20 protein-coding genes and 1 tRNA gene are annotated in these 21489 nt (G+C 55.4%); 7 read left to right on the forward strand and 14 right to left on the reverse strand.

The features are described 5' to 3' along the window. The 5 genes from AC2FNV_RS06075 to AC2FNV_RS06095 all read right to left on the reverse strand — a co-directional run bounded on the left by AC2FNV_RS06075 (position 1) and on the right by AC2FNV_RS06095 (position 5287). Entirely contained in the window at positions 1 to 846 is an 846-nt protein-coding gene (locus tag AC2FNV_RS06075) for a carbohydrate ABC transporter permease (RefSeq protein WP_496772700.1), read from the reverse strand. Position 847: 1 nt separating this feature from the next. Continuing rightward, a complete protein-coding gene (locus tag AC2FNV_RS06080; RefSeq protein WP_496772702.1) occupies positions 848 to 1714 on the reverse strand; it encodes a carbohydrate ABC transporter permease in 867 nt (288 codons plus the stop codon). Positions 1715 to 1831: 117 nt separating this feature from the next. Continuing rightward, the gene (locus AC2FNV_RS06085; RefSeq protein WP_496772704.1) at positions 1832 to 3364 is read right to left on the reverse strand and encodes an extracellular solute-binding protein; all 1533 of its coding nucleotides are present in this window, start codon (positions 3362 to 3364) and stop codon (positions 1832 to 1834) included. A gap of 85 nt (positions 3365 to 3449) precedes the next feature. Beyond that, the gene (locus tag AC2FNV_RS06090; protein WP_496772706.1) at positions 3450 to 4502 is read right to left on the reverse strand and encodes an NAD(P)-dependent alcohol dehydrogenase; all 1053 of its coding nucleotides are present in this window, start codon (positions 4500 to 4502) and stop codon (positions 3450 to 3452) included. A gap of 32 nt (positions 4503 to 4534) precedes the next feature. After that, on the reverse strand, positions 4535 to 5287 hold the full coding sequence (locus AC2FNV_RS06095; RefSeq protein WP_496772708.1) for an SDR family NAD(P)-dependent oxidoreductase: 753 nt from the start codon (positions 5285 to 5287) through the stop codon (positions 4535 to 4537). Between the two features lie 279 nt (positions 5288 to 5566). Between AC2FNV_RS06095 and AC2FNV_RS06100 the strand changes: the two genes are divergently transcribed. Further along, complete coding sequence (locus AC2FNV_RS06100) at positions 5567 to 7435, forward strand: sigma-54-dependent Fis family transcriptional regulator (RefSeq protein ID WP_496772710.1); 1869 nt, start codon at positions 5567 to 5569, stop codon at positions 7433 to 7435. A 257-nt stretch (positions 7436 to 7692) separates the two neighbouring features. Here the strand turns inward: AC2FNV_RS06100 and AC2FNV_RS06105 are convergent, their stop codons facing one another. The 4 genes from AC2FNV_RS06105 to AC2FNV_RS06120 all read right to left on the reverse strand — a co-directional run bounded on the left by AC2FNV_RS06105 (position 7693) and on the right by AC2FNV_RS06120 (position 10805). Next, positions 7693 to 9249: a relaxase family protein gene (locus tag AC2FNV_RS06105; RefSeq protein WP_496772712.1), complete on the reverse strand. Its 1557-nt coding sequence runs from the start codon at positions 9247 to 9249 to the stop codon at positions 7693 to 7695. After that, the gene (locus tag AC2FNV_RS06110) at positions 9246 to 9719 is read right to left on the reverse strand and encodes a plasmid mobilization protein (RefSeq protein WP_496772714.1); all 474 of its coding nucleotides are present in this window, start codon (positions 9717 to 9719) and stop codon (positions 9246 to 9248) included. The genes AC2FNV_RS06105 and AC2FNV_RS06110 overlap by 4 nt, the downstream gene beginning before the upstream one ends. Next, the gene (locus AC2FNV_RS06115; protein WP_496772716.1) at positions 9716 to 10573 is read right to left on the reverse strand and encodes a hypothetical protein; all 858 of its coding nucleotides are present in this window, start codon (positions 10571 to 10573) and stop codon (positions 9716 to 9718) included. The genes AC2FNV_RS06110 and AC2FNV_RS06115 overlap by 4 nt, the downstream gene beginning before the upstream one ends. Positions 10574 to 10728: 155 nt before the next feature. Beyond that, positions 10729 to 10805: transfer RNA gene (locus AC2FNV_RS06120), tRNA-Arg, on the reverse strand. A 116-nt stretch (positions 10806 to 10921) separates the two neighbouring features. Here AC2FNV_RS06120 and AC2FNV_RS06125 point away from each other — a divergent pair. Together AC2FNV_RS06125 and AC2FNV_RS06130 are read left to right on the forward strand one after the other, a co-directional pair. Beyond that, positions 10922 to 11947 carry a LacI family DNA-binding transcriptional regulator gene (locus AC2FNV_RS06125; protein ID WP_170480820.1) on the forward strand — a complete coding sequence of 342 codons (1026 nt, stop codon included), beginning with the start codon at positions 10922 to 10924 and terminating at the stop codon, positions 11945 to 11947. A gap of 10 nt (positions 11948 to 11957) precedes the next feature. Then, entirely contained in the window at positions 11958 to 13169 is a 1212-nt protein-coding gene (locus AC2FNV_RS06130) for a winged helix-turn-helix domain-containing protein (RefSeq protein WP_170606398.1), read from the forward strand. Between the two features lie 10 nt (positions 13170 to 13179). Here the strand turns inward: AC2FNV_RS06130 and AC2FNV_RS06135 are convergent, their stop codons facing one another. From AC2FNV_RS06135 to AC2FNV_RS06145, 3 genes are all read right to left on the reverse strand, one after another. Beyond that, a complete protein-coding gene (locus AC2FNV_RS06135) occupies positions 13180 to 14097 on the reverse strand; it encodes a helix-turn-helix transcriptional regulator (protein ID WP_496772719.1) in 918 nt (305 codons plus the stop codon). A gap of 96 nt (positions 14098 to 14193) precedes the next feature. Beyond that, positions 14194 to 14628: a homoprotocatechuate degradation operon regulator HpaR gene (gene hpaR / locus AC2FNV_RS06140; protein ID WP_170480826.1), complete on the reverse strand. Its 435-nt coding sequence runs from the start codon at positions 14626 to 14628 to the stop codon at positions 14194 to 14196. A gap of 168 nt (positions 14629 to 14796) precedes the next feature. After that, positions 14797 to 15945, reverse strand: a complete 1149-nt coding sequence (locus tag AC2FNV_RS06145) for a DUF3095 domain-containing protein (protein ID WP_170606402.1) — start codon at positions 15943 to 15945, stop codon at positions 14797 to 14799. A 126-nt stretch (positions 15946 to 16071) separates the two neighbouring features. Here AC2FNV_RS06145 and AC2FNV_RS06150 point away from each other — a divergent pair, with 126 nt between their 5' ends. From AC2FNV_RS06150 to AC2FNV_RS06160, 3 genes are all read left to right on the forward strand, one after another. Beyond that, positions 16072 to 17244 (forward strand): MFS transporter, encoded by a 1173-nt coding sequence (locus tag AC2FNV_RS06150; RefSeq protein WP_170606404.1) that lies wholly within the window; start codon positions 16072 to 16074, stop codon positions 17242 to 17244. Positions 17245 to 17261: 17 nt separating this feature from the next. Continuing rightward, on the forward strand, positions 17262 to 18299 hold the full coding sequence (locus AC2FNV_RS06155; RefSeq protein ID WP_170606406.1) for a glycosyltransferase family 4 protein: 1038 nt from the start codon (positions 17262 to 17264) through the stop codon (positions 18297 to 18299). A gap of 111 nt (positions 18300 to 18410) precedes the next feature. Beyond that, positions 18411 to 19433 (forward strand): aspartate-semialdehyde dehydrogenase, encoded by a 1023-nt coding sequence (locus tag AC2FNV_RS06160; RefSeq protein ID WP_170606408.1) that lies wholly within the window; start codon positions 18411 to 18413, stop codon positions 19431 to 19433. Positions 19434 to 19586: 153 nt separating this feature from the next. On the opposite strand, the gene AC2FNV_RS06165 is transcribed toward AC2FNV_RS06160, so the two are convergent. After that, complete coding sequence (locus AC2FNV_RS06165; protein ID WP_496772722.1) at positions 19587 to 20060, reverse strand: metal-independent carbonic anhydrase family protein; 474 nt, start codon at positions 20058 to 20060, stop codon at positions 19587 to 19589. Between the two features lie 129 nt (positions 20061 to 20189). Continuing rightward, positions 20190 to 20726 (reverse strand): SRPBCC family protein, encoded by a 537-nt coding sequence (locus AC2FNV_RS06170; RefSeq protein WP_170480845.1) that lies wholly within the window; start codon positions 20724 to 20726, stop codon positions 20190 to 20192. Positions 20727 to 21068: 342 nt separating this feature from the next. Here AC2FNV_RS06170 and AC2FNV_RS06175 point away from each other — a divergent pair, with 342 nt between their 5' ends. Continuing rightward, complete coding sequence (locus tag AC2FNV_RS06175) at positions 21069 to 21458, forward strand: hypothetical protein (protein WP_170481270.1); 390 nt, start codon at positions 21069 to 21071, stop codon at positions 21456 to 21458. The last annotated feature ends 31 nt before the right edge of the window (positions 21459 to 21489 follow it).

Here is a 21489-nt window from a genome sequence, read left to right on the forward strand (position 1 = left end):
TTACCTGAATGCGCCTGCGAGCGAGCCGCGCGACATGAAGCGTTCAACGACAACGGCGACCAGCGCCAGTGGCGTCACCGAGATCAGCGCGAAGGCCGAGAGCGACCACCACGGCGTCACCGACGAGTTGAGCGACACGATGGCCACGGGCAGCAGTTGGGTTTTGGTGAAGGTCAGGATGAAGGCAAAGAAGAAGTCGTTCCACCCGAAGATCAGGCAGAACAACCCCGCCACAACGATGCCGGCCACCGAGTTGGGCAGGATCACGCGGAAGAAGGCGCCGATGGGTGTACAGCCGTCAATCATCGCCATCTCGTCCAACTCGGGCGGGATCGAGCCGAAGAAGTCGATCATCACCCAGACAGCGATTGGCAAAAGCAGCGCGATATAGACGATCACGAGGCCCGCTATCGTGTCGAGCGCGCCGATTTCCTTGAGCATGAGGAAGAAGGGAATGGCCAGCACGATGGGCGGCATGATGCGTTGCGAGATGAAGAAGAAGGTTATGTCGGAGTTCTTCACAAAGCCCGCGCGGAACTGGTAGCGGCTCAACCCGTAGGCGGCAAGCGTTCCGAGCATCAGGGAGATGATGCTGGCCAGCACCGTCACCGTGGCCGAGTTAAGAAACGGCGTGACGATATTGATGCCGCGGCTGCCCGAGGCAAAGAGCGATGCCCAGCCTTGGGTCGACGGCTCGAACTCCAGCCATGGAATATAGGTTGCCCCGCTGGTGACGGCATTGGCGTCCTTGAACGAGGTGGAGAGCGCCCACAAGAAGGGGAAGACCACGAAGATCGACCAGCCCAACAGGCACAGGTATTTGACGGTGTGATAGGTTCGGGTCATCTCAGGCGTCCTTTCCGACGAGAAAGCGCATCAGGAGTTTGGCGATGATCGTCAGGGTTATGATCATCAGCACCAGATAGGTCAGCGACAGGGCCGCCGAATATCCGACCTGAAAGTCACGCAGGCCACGGATGTAGATGTAATAGGATGGGGTTTCAGTGGCGGTTCCCGGCCCGCCAGAAGTCAGAACGTAGACGGTATCCATGATCTTGGAGGCCTCGATCAGGCGGATGATGACCGCCCCGATGGAGATCGGCGCCATGAGTGGGAAGGTCACTTGCCAGAAGGTCCGCCACGGGCCCGCGCCGTCGATGGCGGCGGCCAGATAGGGCTCCTTGGGCAGCGAGACCAGACCCGCCAGCATCAACAGGAACATAAACGGCGTCCATTGCCAGACCTCGACCATGACCACGGAGACAAAGGCGCCCGTAGCAGATGACAGCCACGGTACAGGACCGATCCCCATCATCGATAGGATGTCGTTTGTGGGCCCGAGGCTTTCGTGCAGCATGGTGCGCCAGATCACCGACATGACCACGGGGGTCGTCATCATCGGGATCAAGAAGAGCACACGGAAGAACCGCTGGCCTTTGACCTCTTTCCACACGGCCATGGCGAGGGCGAAACCGAGGACGTATTGTAAAGTGACGGTGATGAGGCTGAGGGCCGAGAGGCGTAACAGGCTTTCCCAGAACCGCGCATCCTCAAAGACCCGCAGGTAGTTCTTGCGCCCGATGAAATCTAGGCCGGCCTGATAGACGTCCCAGCTCGAAAAGCTGACGCGGACCGTGAAGATCAGAGGGAAGAAGATGATGGCCACCAGCGTCAGGAGCGCGGGGAGCAGGAAGAAATGTTTGGCTTTGAGCATAGGTCTTTCACCGCCGTTTGGGCACTGTCGTTTGCAGCCCTTGGGAAACTTGGGTGCGCGCGCCGCGGTCAGGGAGAGCCGCGACGCACTTTGGTTCAGTGGAGTGGTGGGCGTTTCTTAGTTGTCTTCGAGGCGCACAACGTTGGCGTAGGCCTCGCGCAGGCGGTCCTCGCCGATTCGCTCAACGATGTCGGCCCATTCCTTGGCCACGTCATCGAGGGCTTCTTGTGCCGACTTCTGGCCCGCCATGGCTTCGGCGACACCGTTGGCCATCGAGGACATGAACTGACCGACACCAGGCACGCGCAGGTCGTAGACGCGGTTGGCGCTTTCTTCCATGCCCGAGAGCGTGTCGACGTAGCTGTCGGCCACATCGGCGTCCCAGCCCAGACCCTGCCAGAAGCTGCTGTCGAAATGGCTGTCGCGGTAAGGGTTCACACCGAAGCGGCCGATTTGCAGGTCGTGGAAGGTGTTGGCCTCGTTGGAGAAGAAGCACAGGAAGTCGAAGGCCATTTCCTTGTCATCCGACATCTCGGAGACGGCCGAGGACCACCCCCAAGTCATGTAGGGCGCGCGGTTGGGTTCCTCGAAGCTGTCCCACGCACCTGTGTCACGGTTCCAGACCTCTTTGGCACCGGGCAGTGGGGCTGCGGCAACCTTGTTGCGGATGCGGCTTTCTTCCTGCTGGGCCTGAATGAAGGCGTCATCCCACGAGTAGCTCATCAGCGTCTGACCGCCCCCGAAGGAGAAGATCTCGTCGCCCAAACCATAGCTCGTGCCACCAGGCGGGAAGGCTTTCTGCGCGTCGATGAACAGCTCAAGGCCGCGCACGAAGCCAGGAGTGTTGATCAGCGGCTCCATGGTCTCGAGATCGAAGAAGAAGCCCCCCGTCACGTCGGGGTGTTTGGCGTAGGGTGCGGCGCGCGAGATGAAGGCGGAGAACATCAGGTCGTCGCGTTTGGAGACCTCGGCGGAGCCGTAGTTGTCCTCACCGTCGCCGTCCCAGTCAAAACCCGAGAAATAGGCCGCAACCGCGTTGTAGTCTTCCCATGTCTCAGGGATCGCAAGCTCTTTGCCCGTGTCGGCGAGATACTTCGCTTTCAGCTCCTCATTCTCGAAAACGTCGGTGCGGTACTTCAGGTAGTGGCGGTCGCCATCCATCGGATATTGCACCATTTCTCCGTTCCACGTCGCCACGCCTTTGAAGCTGTCGGTGACATCCGACATGCCGCTCGATGCGGTGTAGGCTTCGGGCACGGGGGCGAGGAAACGGTTGAAATCGCCGATCCACAGCGAGGCGTAGAACAGCACATCATAGGCGTTCTGGCCGCTTTGGAAAGGGATCATGATGCGCTGGAACAGATCGCCGAAAGGCACGTGGACGACGTTGACCTCGGCGCCTGTGAGGGCGGCGAATTGCTCGGCGTGAAGAGCTGTTGGCTCGCCGATCACGGGGATGGCGTGGGTGATGACATCAAGCGTGCGGCCCGAGTAGTCTTTGGCGTCGATCGCGGCGTAATTACAGGTGCCAGGCAGATCTTTTTCAATGCCAAACGACGTGTAATCGGCGGCATGCGCTATAGGGGCGTTCAGCACGCCCGTGACGGTCAGTGCAACGGCGGACAAAGAGCCCGTTAGGTAGTGTTTCATGGTTTTCCTCCCAGAAGTTTGAATGTTCACGGTGGTGATCGCGTCCTTGACACGCCGGTTTTGCAGATGCTCCGCGCCCGCCCCCTCAGGGGACGAGAACGGCGCGTCCTTTGATCTTTCCGTGGTGTAGGGCCCGAAGCGCATCGTTGGCGTCCTCGAGTTTGAACTCATGGGTTTCAAGGTTCACCAATCCGCGGTGCGCCAATTCCATAAGCTCGGTCAGCTCGGCCCAAGTGCCGACCAGATTTCCGATGATGTTTTTCTCGGTGATGACCAAATCCACGGTCGGCACCTGCACGTCTTCGCCGTAGCCGACGACGTAGTAGCTGCCCGCAGCGCGGGTCATGGCGATGCCTTTGGCGGTGGTGCCTTTCTCGCCCACGAAGTCCAAAACGGCCTCCGCTCCGTGGCCTTTGGTGAGCGACAAAACCGCCTCCACCTCGCCGCCATCTGCGCGGATCAGGTGATCGGCACCGCATTCCTGCGCCAGTTGCAGCGAGGCATCCGACGTGTCGACGACGATGATCTCAGCGGCGCACATGGCGCGCAGCACCTGAATGGCGATATGGCCCAAGCCACCTGCCCCGATGACCACCGCATATTGCCCGGGCATCAGGTGACGCGTGGCCTTTTTCGCGGCACGGTAGGCCGTCAGGCCCGCATCGGAATAGGGCGCGACCTCCTTGGGTTCGAGCATCTTTGGCAGCGCAATGAGGTTGCGCGCGGAGGTGACAAGCGCCTCGGCATAACCGCCATTGCTATCAAGACCGGGGAAGCTGCCCTCGCCGTGCATATCCTCGCCGCGCCTGCACGCAATACAGGTCCCGTTGGAGATTTTCGGGTGCACGATGACCGGATCGCCCTTTTTGAGACCCTCGACCTCCGCGCCGACCTCCTCGATCCAGCCTGCGTTCTCATGGCCCAGAATGAGCGGCAAAAGAGCGTCGCCCGTGGGGTCCATATGCGGTCGCCAAACGCCCTCGATCACATGCAAATCGGTGCGGCAGACCCCTGCCCCGCCGACCCGAACGATCACGTCCGAGCCCTTGGAAATCACCGGATCGGGCACGTCCTCATAGGACAGCCAGTTCTCGGCCGTCAGATCGTCATCATAGGTGTGTAGCACTTGTGCTTTCATGGCATCCTCCCGTGTCCCAAAGCCCGCGCGCTCTAGAACATGACCTCGCCGCCGTTGGGCGAAATGCAGCTGCCGTGGAAGAAGTTGCCCGCCTCGGAGGCGAGGAACACGACCGAGGGCGCGATCTCGCTGACTTCGGCGAAACGGCCCAGCGGGATGGCGTCTTTCAACGTGTCGAGAAGTTCATCCGACAGCGGAGTAAGCAAATCTGTGTTAGTGACACCGGGCGCGACGGCATTGACCAATACGCCTGTGTCCGCGGATTCCAGCGCCAGCGCACGGGTCAATGTGGCGTTCGCCCCTTTGGCCGCACAGTAATGCGTCAGCGTCGGCGCGCCTTTGTAGGCCAGCTGCGACGTGATGTTGATGATGCGGCCCTCGCCGCGCACTTTCATGTCGCGATAGGCGGTCTGCGCCATGAAGAACGTGCCTTTGACGTGCACGTTCAACATGCGATCAAAGCTCTCTTCGCTGATCTCTTCGAAGTTTTCGGTGATGTTGTGACCGGCGTTATTCACGAGGATATCAATGTCACCCAGCGTGTCTTTCGCGGCGACGTAGAAGCTCTGAATGGCGGCGACGTCGGAGACATCACATTCGGCCGCAACACATTTGCGCCCCATCGCTTCGATCTGTTGCTTGGTTTTCGCGGCGTTCTCATCGTCGCCAAAGTGGCAAAAAGCGATGTCCGCACCCTCATGCGCCAAAGACAGCGCAATGCCTTGCCCAATTCCGCGCGAGCCACCAGATACAAGTGCCGTTTTACCGATCAGTTTTTGAGACATAGTTTTCCTCCCAGAGCCGCCACAGGGCAGCCGCACGTCGCATTTCTTTGCTCGACATGAGCGCTCGACGTTTCGTGCAGCTAACTAATCAGTTCGGAATTTTTCTGGGGGCGGTGGCAGTGTTCAGAATTTGATTTCGCCGCCAAAAACGGTGTTCAATTTATGAACAAATTGCCTTCAATCACTTCTTTTTCTCGGTTTTTCCAGTAATTATCACCGCTAACGCCGGCCAATAACGTTGAATCGTTAAAGCGCGGCGATCAACGCTGGGAGGACGTTGTGCAATCCATTTTCATGAAAGCGCGCAGTTCGCTTGAGACCAAGGGACGCTTCGCCGCGGGTGCCGTGCCCGAAGCCATCGCCGACAGTTGGCATCGCTGCCTTCAAAACGGCCTCGACCCGATGGGCGAGCCGATTGACGCCGTGTTGTCGTTTCAGGAGTTGCGCGAGCGCAAAGAGAAGAACGAACGCTTGATCGCCATCGTGCGGCCTGAGTTGGAACTGCTCTCGAACCAGATTGCGGGCACCAACTATATGACGGCTTTTGCCGATGATACCGGCGTGGTGCTCGACGCGATTATGGACAGCGAATTTAGCGCCTCGGACTGCGCGCGGTCCATCCGTTCGGGCTCGATCTGGAGCGAGGACATGCGCGGCACCAACGCGCTCGGCCTCGCGCTGCATACAGGCGCCACCAGCATGGTCACGGGCGGGGAGCATTTCTTTTCCAAACACGGAAATGTCTCCTGCGTCTCCACCCCGATCTTCGACAGCAAGGGGCAAATCGTGGGCCTGCTCGACGCCTCCTCGGAAGTGGCCGCGCGTCAGTTCCACACCCAAGCCCTTGTCGCGCTCGCCGCCTCGAACATCGAAAATCGCCTGTTTATCGACGAGCATCGTGCCGACAACATTATCCAATTCCACCCGCGTCGTGAGTATCTCACGACCCAAAGCGTTGGCATGATTTCAACCGATGGCGAGGGTGCGATCACGGGCGTGAACCGCCACGCCAGCGACCTGCTCAAGGGCATGGACCTTGGTGCTGCGCGCAGCTTCGCCGATCTGTTTCAGGGCGGTTTCGGGGCGGCCATGAAACCGCTCGAAGGCGGCGAGGTGATCCGGCTCATCGACTGGCTCAACGCCGCCTATTTCGCCCGCATCCGCATCACGCGAAAGCATGACGGTTCCACGGGCGCAAAGCGTTCGATTGCGCTTTCCGTGCCTGCCGTTTTCAACCTGCCGACGGTCGCCGACGCGCCTGTTTATCGCGACGAGCAGCTGCGCAATAGTCTGCGATTGGCCTTGCGCTCAGCCCGTGTCGGCGCGCCATTCACCATCCTCGGCCCTTCCGGATCAGGCCGCACCACATTGGCGCGCACGGTTCACGAAGAGCTGCACAAAGAAAGCCCCCTCATCGTTGTTGATTGCCGCACGGCAAATGCGCTGGGCGAGGCCGAACGGCTCATGGCCGACATTCTGGGCGATCCCAACACGCAGGATTTCAATGTGCGCTCGGGTGGGACGCTGGTGCTCGAAAATCTCGCGCTCATACACGGTGGCGCGGCCGAAAAATTGGCCCAAGTCACCAACCGTTTGTCACAGCTCAAAAGTGGTCCCAAATGGGTCATCGTCACCACAGGCAGCGAAGAACACGCCTTGGACAAGGTGGATTGGCCGCAACATATCAAGATGGCGTTTTCACAGCTCACACGCATGAAACTCCACCTTCCGCCCCTCGCGGAGCGCACGGATTTCGCTCAGGTCGCAGGCTTCATCCTGTCGGAAATCTCCCACGGGCATCAGCTGTCGAACAGCGCGGTCGAAGTTCTGCGCGCCATCGACAGGCCGCAAAACCTCAACGATCTGGCCATTCAATTGCGCGTTCTAGCGGTGCAATGCCCGCTTGGCGTCATCCGTGAGGAAGCCGTTGAACGTCATCTGGGAGACGGGCTGCACGACGGTCAACTTGAGCTTGGCGATCAGGCTTGCCCGCGCTGTGCCGGCCACACGGTGCGGGAATTGAAATGTCTCGAAATCAACCGTGTTTTTCGCCAATGCAACGGCAATGTCGCTCTAGCGGCCCGCAAATTGGGCGTGTCCCGCAACACCGTCTACACGCACATCAAATCACCCGGAACAGCCCCATAAACGCGAAACAACTCAAAGCTTTCATTAGGTGCTAAATAATTTGCCAAATTTGCATCGACACACAAGCAGCCTACTGAATAGCCCCTTGTTCCAAGAAGGACGAAGCGCGCCAATGGCAGGCAAGTTTGGTGTTTCGCACTTCCTGCCTCAATCACTCGGTTTTTAAAGCGCGACGCCGAACCGAAGACCGAAATAACAAGGCAGATAGACAGCTCGACTATCGCGCGCTTACGGCGAACGCTGCGCCGTCAGCTCGTTCAAAGCGAGATCCTGGAGCTGCGGAGACTATCTCTCGCATCTAGCTCTCGTTCAGCCGCTTCTCGGCGTCTTTCGCTAGTTTCCAGCTGGTCTGTAATCCCACCTGAAGCGTGTCGTAATTCTGCTCCTCGCGCAGCAAGTCGGCCAATGTGGTGACGGACGTGAGATGTGATTTCATCAATAGCGCCACGCAATGCGCCAATCCATTCACCTTGCTTTCGATCCTGCTGGTCGAGCGTTTCTCCAAGGCGTGCAATTCCTTGGCTGAGCTCTCGCAGGCCGTCACCAACCGTTCGACGGATGTGAGCAATTCCTTTTCCAATGCTGTCAGGGTCTTTGTCATCTAAGGTTCCTTGATCTTGATGCAGGTGATCGGCGTCCCCGCGATCGTGCAGGTTTTTAAATCGGTCCGGCTCTGGTCCAGCGCCACCCATGTCTGCCCGGCCTGCTCGATCCGTGTCAGGCCAAGTTCCGTCATCTCCGAATGCGAGATCAAACCCGTCCAAAACCAACTCGTGATCAGTACCGTCACGATCCAGACTGAGGCCATCGCCACGATCACCCAGGGGGAGATCGTCAACCAGCGGCGGATCGTCTCGCTCCGCCTCTCCAACTCGCTCTTGCTGTCGCTGAGAAAGAACCTGATATCGGTGTCGATTGTATGCAGCGCGCTGGTCGCAATGCTGCTGAAATCGCTCCTGAAGCTCTCCAGCTGAGACTCCATCAAGGCGGCGTGGTCGCGCCGGATCGTCTCCAGGTCCGCGTTCAATTTCTCGGCGAGGCGATTCGGCTTGCCAGTCGTCATGGAAAATCTCTCCTTTCAAACGCCAGCGCTCACCGGTGTCGGGGTCTTTGGCGGTGATGTAGTTTTTGCTGGTGCGGGGGATCTCGAAGCCCGCATCGGCCAAAGCATCGATCATGCTGGCGCGATCCGTGATTATGCCGACGCTGATCTGATCGAGGATCCAATCGTGCAGCGCTTCGCGACCCTGCGCGCGCGTCGGTGCTTCACTCGTTGCCCTCACTTCGCGGGCGCGTTCTGGGTCCAAAGGGTCTGCCCAACCGTGCCTCTTGTTCAAAAGATCGCGCAGGCTGGAAAATGCGTTCTCATGCCCTGGCGGCGCGATGTTCAGTGCCTTGCCGGTGCTGAGCTCAAGGCGTGGCGTGCAGAAGTGCAGCTCGATGTTGCCTTCATGCGAGTGGCGCATCCAAAGGCAATCGTAATGATCCCTGTCCAGTCCAGCAAAGGCCAGAGCCTCAAATAGCTCAATGGCCTCTTGCTGGGCGTCGGGACTGGGATCATCGCTATCGGCAAAGCTGATCACGCCTGCCGTGTAGCTCCACCTGTTGGGGCTCGCGTCGATCAGGTCGCGGGTTTGGTCGGGGTTGCCGTGCAGCACCTCGGGCAGCGGGTCGCGGAGCTTGGTTTGCGGCTGGCCGTTGTCGTCGCGGATCAGATTGCGGTTCTCGTCATAGGCCAGAACTTCACGCGCTGTCAGGTAGTCTACGGGGGCCGCACCGCCGCCTGTGCCGGTAGAGAAGAACGAGATGATCATACGCAGTTACCGCCTGTGTGTGCCGCCACGATCTGCGCCAACTGCCGTTCGATGGCCACCAGCTGCGTCGCGACCTTAAGCGTGTCGATCTGGCTCGCGCGACCAGATTTGACCGCGCCGTTGATCCAGCGTGACAGTTGATTGAGGTTGCCGCCGACGCGGGCAATCGCAAAGGTCAGCCTCGGGTCAACACGAGGGATGGGCTTGCGCCGACGAGCCTCGGTCAGCCCCAAGGCCTCGCGCATCAGCGTGGCACTGGGCAGGCCAGCGGCGCGCGCCTTGGCCACAAGCGCTGCCTTTTCTGACGGTGTGCATCGAAAGATCACACTCTCGGAAAGGCCCTCTTTGACGCCGCTTGCGCGCGTCTGGTTGGGGTTTGAAGGGGAGGCTTGCCGCCCCTCACAAGTCCCGCCGATGTAATCGGTGGGTAACCTTGCTCTCTGCTCTTTGTGGGGATCTGCCGCACTCATGCTCTGAGCCCCGCCGCCTCGATTTCAGCAGTGCTGACCAGGTTTGCGGCCAGCAAAGCTGTCACTTGGCCGGGTGTGATGTGGCGGCACAGGGGATGACGGTCTGTGACCCAATCGGCCAAACCTTTCAGCAATTCGGCCTCTTTGGCTTTGCCAGCTTCTCGCGCCTCCTCAACGTCGTGAAGGTATTTCAGCCAACGGCCAGAGCTGAACCAGTTGTCGGAAAAGCACACCTTGGATCGGGTGAAGCCTTCGCTCTCGGCCGCATAGGCCCGCACGGCGTCCTCAAGGTCTTTAGCGTTCACACCGTCGGCCAGAGCTTGGCGGATTTGTGAGAGGCAAACCGCGTTGCCGCGAATGCGATCCTCCGGATAGGCGGACATAATCTTTTCAGAAACTTCATCCTCCACCGCCGCCTTCGCGTGCGAAGGATTTGGTTTTTGATATGGTTTATATCTGTTCTTATAGGATTTGCCCTCTGGGGCAGATGGCTTGCCCTCAGGGGCAAATGCATCATTTTCCCTTTCGGTCGGATCGATTTGCCCATTTGGGCAAATGGAGTTGCCCAGGGCATACCAACAGGTCCGATCATACCGATCATCGCTGAAATTGCCCTTGATGATCAGCTCTGCGCTGACCAGCTTTTCGAGCGCTGTACGGATCTGCTTTTCGCTCAGATAGGGGAACAGTTCACCAAAGGCCGAGATCGAATTGTAGGTCCAATACCGCCCGTCGCGAAGGTTACGACAATTGGCTTGGTTCTTCTCGATCCAGAAGGTGATGTTCTGGAAAATCACTGCCGCGTTCAGGCCAACCCGTCCGGCGATTTCGGGATCAAAGCTATGGCGGCTCATGATTGACCCCAGAAATGCGCACAAACGTGCGATTTTTGTACAGGTTTTGTACGAGAAATCAGCCGTTTCAGCCGATTTCGCCGCGAAGGCCGAAGGGACTTTCTGCACGCTTTCGCACAAAGCCCTGTATATAAGCCATATTTTTCAGGTGGTTTTGGCGACCCCGGCAGGATTCGAACCTGCAACCTGCCCCTTAGGAGGGGGCTGCTCTATCCAGTTGAGCCACGGGGCCTCGCAAGGTTCTCTGTAGCTTGGTTTTCTGGGGATGTCATGACCTTTGCGTAGCAGTTGTAAAATACGTCTTGTTCACGCTACCATCCGGCAAAACAACAACGCAGGTGCCCTCTCGTGACAACAGAAAACAAACGCCCGCTTACTCTTCGAGATGTATCTGAAGCATCCGGAGTGTCCGAGATGACAGTAAGTCGGGTCCTGCGCAACCGGGGCGATGTTTCCGACGCCACGCGAACCCGGGTTTTGGCCGCCGCGAAAGAGCTGGGTTACGTGCCAAACAAGATCGCTGGCGCGCTTGCGTCCAGTAGGGTCAATCTTGTTGCAGTCATTATTCCATCACTGTCAAATATGGTTTTTCCTGAGGTTCTGACGGGCATTAATCAAGTATTGGAAGATACCGAACTTCAACCGGTCGTTGGCGTAACGGATTACTTGCCCGAAAAGGAAGAGAAGGTCCTGTACGAAATGTTGTCATGGCGGCCGTCGGGCGTAATTATCGCTGGACTGGAACACACAGATGCAGCGCGCGCCATGCTGGATTCGGCAGGTATCCCAGTTGTTGAGATCATGGATACGGATGGAAAACCGGTCGATGCGATGGTCGGAATCTCTCATCGCCGCGCGGGGCGCGAGATGGCACAAGCGATCCTTAAGGCGGGGTACCAGCATATCGGCTTCATGGGCACTAAGATGCCTTTGGATCATCGGGCCCGTAAACGGTTCGAGGGATTTACCGAAGTGCTGGGCAAACATGGGATCGAGATTGAAGATCGCGAATTTTACTCGGGCGGGTCGGCGCTGGCTAAAGGGCGCGAGATGACGCAAGCGATGCTCGAACGGTCACCTGACTTGGACTTTCTGTATTACTCCAATGATATGATCGGCGCGGGCGGGTTGCTGTATTTACTTGAAAAGGGAATTGAAATACCTGGTCAAATTGGCTTGGCCGGGTTCAACAATGTTGAGTTACTGCAGGGTTTGCCGCGCAAACTGGCGACCATGGATGCCTGTCGTCTGGAAATTGGCCGCAAAGCGGCCGAAATAATCTCGACCCAACTGAAAGACCCGGAAGTAGAGATAGAATCCCGCATAACCCTGACCCCCAAGATCAGCTTTGGTGATACGCTCAAGCGGCGCTGACGGAAACTAAATGCAAAAACTAGATAATAAGGCGGCCCGTGCCCTGTTCATGGATCGCCATGCTCTGCTAGAGCAACCATCCGGTTCGGCCAAAGGTGCCGACTTGTTGAACTTGATTCAGCGGTTGGGCTTCGTGCAACTCGACAGCATCAACACTGTCGCCCGCGCACATGACATGATCCTGTTTTCACGCAGGCCATCCTATCGGACCAACAACTTGAAACGCCTATATGAGGCGGATAGAGCGTTGTTCGAACATTGGACGCATGACGCTTCAGTGATTCCAATGGAATACTATCCTCATTGGCACCTACGTTTTCAGCGCGATGCAAAAACGATGAAGGCGAGATGGAGTAATTCCCGGCGCGTGACAATGGAAGAACAATTCGGCGCAGTCTTGCGCCATGTTCGTGATCATGGGCCGGTTAGCTCTTCTGATTTGGGGAAAGGCGAAAAAAAGGGAACGCCAGGCGGCTGGTGGGATTGGCATCCTTCCAAAACCGCGCTGGATTACCTATGGCGTTCTGGTGCCCTGACGGTCATTGGGCGCGAGGGATTCCAAAAACGATATGATCTAACTGAACGTGTGATCGAGGAGCATTTATGCCCCGGTTACCAGGAATTCAGTTCGGCGGATACCATCGATTGGCTGTGCAACGCCGCGCTTGACCGACTAGGATTCGCCTCATCGGGCGAACTGGCGGCCTTTTGGGACACCGTTAGCCCGGCCGAGGCAAAAACTTGGACAGATCAGGCTCTATTACGGGGAGAATTAGAGGAGGTCAATGTTTCATGCGCGGACGGACGCATCCGCAAAGGGGTGGCGCGCCCCGGAACTAATGATGTGGCCTTGTCATTACCACCGACCCCAAGGCGGATCCGAATACTCAGCCCATTTGACCCGATGCTGCGCGACCGCAATCGCGCTGAACGCCTTTTCGGATTTCATTACCGGATCGAGGTTTTCGTGCCCGGGCCCAAACGCATCTATGGCTACTACGTCTTTCCAATGCTTGAAGGCGACCGCCTTATCGGAAGAATGGACATGAAGGCGCATCGAGACGAAAGCGTTCTAAAGGTGAAAGCGGTTTGGCCCGAAAGATCGGTGCGATGGTCACAAGCGAGAACAAAACGACTGGAATCAGAGCTGGACAGAGTGTGCCGGCTCGCCAAACTTGATCGGTTTGATTTTGCAGAAAACTGGTTGAAAGACCCAAAATAGACTCACAATGTCAATCCAGAAACTTCATTTCCTTGATTACCGCCTGAACCTCTTGCAACGAGGAATCGACTGAACGACCCGATGTGTCCAGCAGAGCAGAGGCCTGAGCATACAACGCCTCGCGGTTGGCAAGGATCGATTTCAATTGATCCATCGCGGCCGGGTTTCCGGCCATAGGTCGTTCATCCCCTTGCGCACGGACACGATCCATGTGTTCTTGAGGCGACGCACGCAACCAAATTGTGTGAAAACGGTCTAGCAACTTTGAATATGTGGCTGGTTCCGCCACAATTCCCCCAGCGACGGCAAGCACCATTCGTTCGTTAGACTCGATAGTTCGGTCAAGAGCCTGCGATTCCAGCTTGCGGTAACCTTCGTGCCCGAAGAACGCCATGATGTCCTGTAGTGGCATCCCAGCCATGTCCTCGATCACACGCGTCAGCTCTACAAAAGGTAATCGCAATGTGTCTGCCGCCAACGCGCCCAGAGTCGACTTTCCGGCACCTCGCAAACCGATGAAGCAAATCCGGTGCGCACGATGGGAATCCAAGGGTTCGGAACTCAGTTTTCGCAACACGGTGTCCTTGACACTGCGATCTGCCCTCTGAAACAACTCAACCACACGCAGGGTTTCCGAATCCCAAGGCTCATTTTCGGCAATAAGCCATTCAATCCTGTAATCCAAAGCCTGCGCAACGCGCTGCAATAACCCGATGGAAATATTGCCCTCTCCCGCCTCAAGCTGGGCCAAATACCGCGTTGAAATTCCTGACTTTTCAGACAGCTCTCGACGTGACATTCGCTTGATCTGCCGGGCCTTACGAACGCGAGCACCCAAGTGAGAAACCAGGTCCACAAATGTCGAAACAGATCTGCCGGCTGCGTCTTTTGAGTTTTCCGGTAATGTCGGTCGGTTCTGTCCTGCCATCGAATCCAACCCAATCGTGTATTACGGTGCAAAAATTATGCCGAAATCATCTATTTCTCAATTCCGTGAGAAGACTGCGTGGCTGATCCATTGTGATCAAGTTTCCAGATCATCCAATTCTCCCAAAATATCCAGAAGCAAGTCATGTCGATCCGGACCCAGAAGATTGCGAATTTGTTCAGCCTGACCCAAGCTTCTGGCGATGTTTGCCTGAATAATCTGTTCACCGCCTTCGCTGATTTCCACGATCTGGCGACGCCGGTCGTTTGGAGAAATATGGCGAAAAATCAGGTTCTTATCTTCCAGTTTCTTGAGGATCCGCGTCAAACTCGGCAAAAGCAAGCAGGCGCTGGCCGCTATCTGTGTTGGTTCCTGCGGCCCCTGCTCTTTCAGAACCCGCAATACACGCCATTGCTGTTCGGTCACACCAGCATCAGCCAAAATGGCGCGGATCGGTCCCATAACCTTTTCCCGAGCTCTCAGTAAAGCGATTGGAAGAGACCGGGACATCAGTGGCAGTTCATCAGACATGGTCAATTCTTGCTTAAATCCCACCTAAGTGCAACTCATCGTAAAATAAGAACTTTTCGAGTTTATTTGCCAGATCAATAAAAAACTGGAACATCGTAGGCTTGCTCAGATCACATGCGAATACCATGTTTTTCAGGTGAAAGCGCAATCTCTTATTAAAACATTATCTTACTGTGCGCGCATCATCGCCGCGGCCTGCGCATAGCCGCCGGATGCACCATCAACAAAATGCACGTGGTCATCGCGCATCGCTGAAGGGACAAAGCAGGTCATCATCGCCTCCTGTTGGGCGTGCAAGCCATAACGGATTTTACCGATTTTCTGTGCGTCGTCTAAAATTTGGACGATCCGGGACAGCGTGGCAGGGTCGCAATCCAGCGTCATTTTCAAGCCGTCGTCAAATTTGCGGAAATCTGAGTTACTGCTGACCATTCGCTGATAATGCACTGGTTCAAAGTTTCCCAATCGCATGCCCGACTTGAACAAAAGTCCTAGGAATAGGTTTTCGGCAAGCAGTCTGAGCTTGTGCAGAAACAAGTTTCGTCCCTGACGTGAGACATGCGCATCCAAATCAACACCTGGCGGAGGCCATTTTATTGGAGGTCCGTGTTCGGGAACCGGGTGCCCAGCCCTGTCTAAGGACTGTGCCGTGGACAATACCAATTTTGCAATTTCCGCAAAATCGCTTTCGTTAGACTCGGAATCGGGCTGAATAACGAGTGAAACGATTTGACCATGGCGAGCTGCACTGTTGGACCAGCGACAAGAAAGCCCGGTCAAATCGGGCTGCGTGTCGCTATCGTCGGGTGGCACAGCAAAATTTCCAGCTTTCATTTGCCCTTCAGTCCAGGCCAAACCGCCGCCAGATAACATAGCATAGTCTACACCTGATGAAGGCGCATATCGGGCCACTCTGATGTCGCGACCTGCCTGCCTAATGGCTTTGACTGGTATCAGAGCCGCACGCAAGGCGATATCAAACTCAGCTTTGGCCCAACTACGCAAAATGGCCAGAGTTCGATGCGCAATTTCAGCATCCTCAGACGGCACCGCAAATGCTGCGCCATCCCCTCCAAACACGTAGGGAAAGACGCGACCATCCAAAGCGTTAATCATACCCGATATCACCGCCGCGCCAACCATATTGACGGTTTTGTACCGACCTCGCGCAATTTCTCCGGTCGAGTCAACGATATCGGCCACCCCGACATACCAGCTGTCGGGTAGAGCCCGGAACTGATCGGGCTCGCTTAGGCTGAGGAAGTCGTCAGAAATCGGAACCGTCGCATAAAATTGAGAATCTCTGTCAGTCATCATTGATCCGCAAAAAGTAATTCTCGTTGAAGATAGCGTGATCCTTATCGGTTTCCCAAACCTGAATCATATCGCATGAGCTTGTGCACGGCAGCGTGACATGCCAAGCATTCGGATAAGGAGGACTGGATGCAGGCAGGTTTGATCATTTTGTGTCTGGCTTACGTCCTCAGCCAGTTCTTCAGGGCATTTCTGGCGGTTCTGACCACCGACTTGGGACGCGATATTGGTGCGTCGCCAGAGGACTTGGCGTTTGCCTCGGGTCTTTGGTTTTTGATATTTGCCGCCATGCAAATCCCGGTTGGTTGGGCACTGGACCGTATCGGACCCCGCAAAACCGCATCGATCTTGTTGTTGCTTGGCGGTGGAGGCGGAGCAGCATTGTTTGCGGTCGCCACAACGCCAATGCATGTGTCTGTGGCGATGGGACTGATCGGCGTTGGATGTTCACCGGTGCTGATGGCTTCTTATTTCATATTCGCCCGAGAGTTTCCGCCTGCAAAGTTTGCGACCCTCGCCGCAGTTATGTTGGGTGTTGGCTCGATCGGAAATCTGGTCGCGTCCTATCCAACAGCGCTGGCTGTTGAGCTAATGGGCTGGCGCGCTACTCTGGGCGGTTTGGCATTCGTCTCCACCGTTGTGGCGATGGGAATCTGGGTCTCTGTAACCGACCCCAAGAGGGTAGAGACAGAACATAAAGGTACTGTGCTAAGCCTTTTGAAAAACCCTGCTTTATGGACGATCCTGCCACTGATGCTTGTAGCCTATGCGCCATCTGCCGCCTTACGCGGACTTTGGGCTGGGCCTTACCTGCGGGATGTTTTTGGGCTAAGTACCACACAAATCGGTCAAGTTACATTGATCATGGGTGCCGCGATGATCGCGGGAACCTTCGCTTACGGTCCCTTGGATCGAATCTTGAAAACCCGCAAATGGGTAATCTTTGGTGGAAACGCCCTGGGCGCGGGTGCTCTGGCGTTTTTGTGCCTTTGGATCGAAGATTCCGTGTGGTTCTCGGCTCTGTTATTGGCCGTCATAGGATTTCTGGGGGCCAGTTTTCCGGTCATCATGGCACATGGGCGTGCATTCATTCCGGCGCATCTAGTTGGCCGCGGTGTGACACTGCTAAACCTGTTTGGCATTGGCGGAGTTGGGTTAGCGCAATTTGCGACCGGGCGCATTCACGCGGCCAATGTCAATATTAGTCCAACGGCACCATACACTGCGATCTTTGCGTTTTTTGCAGTTGCCCTTGTTTTTGGCTGTCTGATCTACCTATTCAGCCGGGACAGCGTGGACTGACGGATCGGAGACAGCCCGTGCAGGAAATCGAAGTAATAGCCCCCAATCTGAAACACAGTCTTTCTGGCGTAACCACAACCGTTGTTCGACTGCTTCCGATTCAGCAAAAAATGATTGGAATTCGCGCGACCGGACCCGGGCTTCCGTCTGATATTCCCCATATTAGGCTCTGGAAATTACCATTTCTTTCGCGAAAAATCCGTCGGGTTTGGCATGCGCGACGAAACACCGAGATGCTGATGGGGCTAGTGTTAAAGTCGATCTTGCGGTGTAACTTTAGGCTTTTGTTCACTTCAGCCGCACAACGCGACCATTCCCGGTTTACCAAGTGGCTGATTTCCAGGATGGATGGGCTGATTGCAACGACACCTCAGGCGGCATCCTTTCTGAAATACCCTGCTACCGTGATAATGCACGGCGTGAACACTGAATTATTCCATCCAACAAGTGACAAACAGTTACTTCGTGCTTCGGTTGGGTTACCTAATGGCACTCTCATTGGATGCTTTGGCCGAATTCGGCCGCAGAAAGGCGTCGATCTGCTGGTAGATGCCGCAATCGAGGTTCTTCCCAGGCATCCCGACGCCCAGATCGTGTTCACCGGACGTGCAACCAAAGAATTTGAAGGTTTCCAAAAGGAACTAGAAGAAAAAGTTGCCGCAGCCGGGTTGTCCGACCGGCTGCATTTTCTTGGAGAGCGTCCGTGGGAAGAAATCGTTGAAATGTACCGCGCTCTTGACTTGTTTGTCGCCCCAGCGCGCCACGAAGGGTTTGGTCTGACACCATTGGAGGCGATGGCTTCGGGCGTGCCGGTAATAGCTAGCGACGGTGTAGGCGCCTTTAGTGCTCAGATTAAAAATGGGGTGACTGGTCGGCTGGTGGAAAAAGACAACGTACGGGCGTTGGCCGACGCCCTGCATGACATGCTCAGCGATCCTGAAAAACTATCCGAAACAGGAAACGCTGCCCGCGCCCATGTCGAACAATACTTTCGAATCGAGGACGAGGCGCAAGCAATCGTCCGGGTCTATCGCGCTCTGCTGGACGCACCGTAACGGCCACAATCACGTCAAATCGGTGATTTGCGCGGAATTCCTGTGCAATTGGCCTTTTTTCTTTTCTGCAACGCAGCTATGAACGCGCGTCCTTAACTTTGGAGACATGAAATGGGCTATCGCGTCGTTGTCGTCGGCGCCACGGGTAACGTGGGCCGCGAAATGCTGAACATACTGGATGAACGCCAGTTCCCCATCGATGAAATTGCCGCACTGGCTAGCCGTCGTTCCTTGGGTACTGAGGTCAGCTTTGGCGACAAAACGCTCACGACCAAGGACCTGGATACGTTCGACTTTGCAGGTTGGGATATTGCTTTATTCGCTGTGGGATCTGAGGCGACCAAGATTTATGCCCCCAAAGCGGCCGATGCAGGCTGCGTGGTTATAGATAACTCTTCGCTTTACCGGTACGATCCGGATATCCCGTTGATTGTGCCAGAGTGCAACCCGCAAGCGATCCACGATTACAAGAACAAGAATATAATCGCTAACCCCAATTGCTCGACCGCACAGATGGTTGTGGCGCTTAAGCCATTGCACGACCGCGCCAAGATCAAGCGCGTTGTTGTTTCAACCTACCAGTCTGTATCTGGCGCTGGCAAAGAAGGGATGGATGAACTGTGGGATCAGACCAAGGCCATCTATAACCCTACAACCGAAGTTGAACCTAAAAAGTTTCAGAAACAGATCGCGTTTAACGTCATTCCGCAAATCGACGTCTTCATGGAAGACGGCTCGACCAAGGAAGAGTGGAAGATGGTCGTTGAAACAAAGAAGATCGTCGACCCTTCGATCAAAGTCACCGCGACCTGTGTGCGTGTACCGGTCTTTGTTGGCCACTCCGAGGCAGTAAATATCGAGTTCGAAGAATTTCTGGACGAAGATGAAGCACGCGACATCTTACGCGAAGCTCCGGGAATCATGGTAATCGACAAGCGCGAAGCCGGTGGATACGTGTCACCGGTAGAGTGCGCAGGAGATTTTGCGACTTTCATCAGTCGTATTCGGCAGGATTCGACTGTGGAGAATGGCCTGAATTTATGGTGTGTTTCTGACAACCTGCGCAAAGGCGCCGCATTGAACGCAGTTCAGATCGCTGAGTTGTTGGGTCGTGAGGTTCTGAAAAAAGGCTGATTTGAACATCCATTCATGCGTTGACTGATAAAGAACCCCGCCAGCACATGGCGGGGTTTTTTGTGTCACTTGACGATGAGCGGGTTCACGAAAGGCCGTGTGCAAAAATTGAATATTACCTAAGGGCCTCAAGCGATCCCACTTTGATGACCATCATGGTTGGTATGGCAAAGACGAATGATGCAATATGATGCGCAGCGTTCCGTTGGCATCTTTTTTGTAACCCCAACTTTTATCCACCTTGGTTTCATTGCCATCTTTGTCCGTCATCAATACCCAACCCATCCACATCGCAACATCGCCTTCGATGAAAGTTGCAGATGTCTCTGATGTAACCGTTCGCCAACCTTTTAAGCCAAAGCCACTGTCCAAAGGGTATTCTGCATCATGACCAACGAAATAAGACAACGCGCCCTTTCTGGTTGGGCGAAATGTTTGCTTGCCGCTTGCCATAGTCGGTTTGAACAGAACCGGTCCAAGGTTATAGCCATAAGCAGAATCCAGTGTCTTTTCCGCAATCAACCGCGCGCCATCTATACCCTCGACCTTGTAAGCCTTGGCGATTGCCACTAGTGCTTTGCCCCAAGCTACCCGAGCCTCAGCTATCTCGCTCTCGGTGATTGCCATCAGATTACTTCCCCTGCCATTCGGGCAAAATGCCCTGAGTTTTCGCCATTATCTGAAAGGTGTTAGATCATTTGGTCTGCTCAGTCGACCTTGTTTTCAGACCATCAAATACTTGGACACCGTCGATTTTCAGGCCTGCTGTTCAACCAGAGTTTTCAAATTCACTAGACCCCTTTCATAATCGCCACCAACCCAATTATCCATCATCAGCCCCATCCAACGCGACATAGGGTTCAATCCCAATTCAGATTCGAATCCCCAAGTTACTTGCGTTTGATTTCCCTCAGGTTTCAATTGAAACGAGGCCGAAGCAGTCCCCATCGGCCCAAAATTCAAAGCCGTCTTAACGGATTGATCTGGGATGCTCTCGATGATCTCCTGCGATCCACTGCCAACTTGCGGATGGTCAGAGCTCCATAACAAAGTATTGCCCACCCCAGCCTCGGGACCGCTGTATGACAACTCGGTCTGCGGGTCGCGGGACAACCATGGCGACCATTTTTCGGTCTGTTGCATGGAATTTACATAAGGAAAGATTGCACTGGCGGGAGCGTTGATAGTGATACTGCGGGAAACTTCCGCCTTACTCGGCAACAAATAAGAGACGCCAACAAGAGCCAAAATGAGGACAAGCAAAGTTAAGAGAATACGTTTTATGAATCGCATGTCACGCTCCTTAATAGAAATTGGTTGGGGACGTTATACAGACAACTCGCGATATCAGACATCAGATACGCACAGCTCAATACAAGATTTCCAACTATTGCATGAAGAAGAAAAAAGGCTCTAACCCGACACAAATGGGCAGAAATGACCTTGGCGACCCTGGTAGAAATTCAAGCGTTTCCAGCAAAGGCTGTGCGCAATCCACCTTTGAACTCTCCCAGGTAAAGAAAGCAGCTCGTACAAATTCTCAAAAAATTCGAAACATAATCTTCCTGCAGTGCAACGATTTAGCAAGGATTGGACGCAATTTTTGACCGGCGCCGTGGGGGCGCAACAATTGGGGTGAATGTGGTGAACAATATTATCACACTAGAACAAAAGGAATCCGTGCGCCTGGATCCGGACCGCTTGAACGTTCTGTACCGGCAATTGGGTGATGCGAATGCTACAGACGTGCTGAGTCGCACGATCGAGGAACTGGCCTTACGCATTTCCAATTGCGAACAACACTGGCGTCAGCGGAATTGGGCCAATCTGCGCAAATGCGTTCGGTCGCTTGTCGGTATTTCGGATCAGGTTGGGATGACAGCACTTGCCCGCGTGGCAGAAGACGTGTCCCACACAATAGATGCTGGTGACGCCGTCGCTACGGGAGCGACACTGAGACGATTGATTAGGGTAGGTGAACGCTCCTTGACTGCCGTTTGGGACCAAAAGGACCTGACAGTCTGACCGGGGGTTGCAGGCAGGACTTTGGCGGATA

The organism is Ruegeria sp. BHSA163 (genome assembly GCF_059613365.1).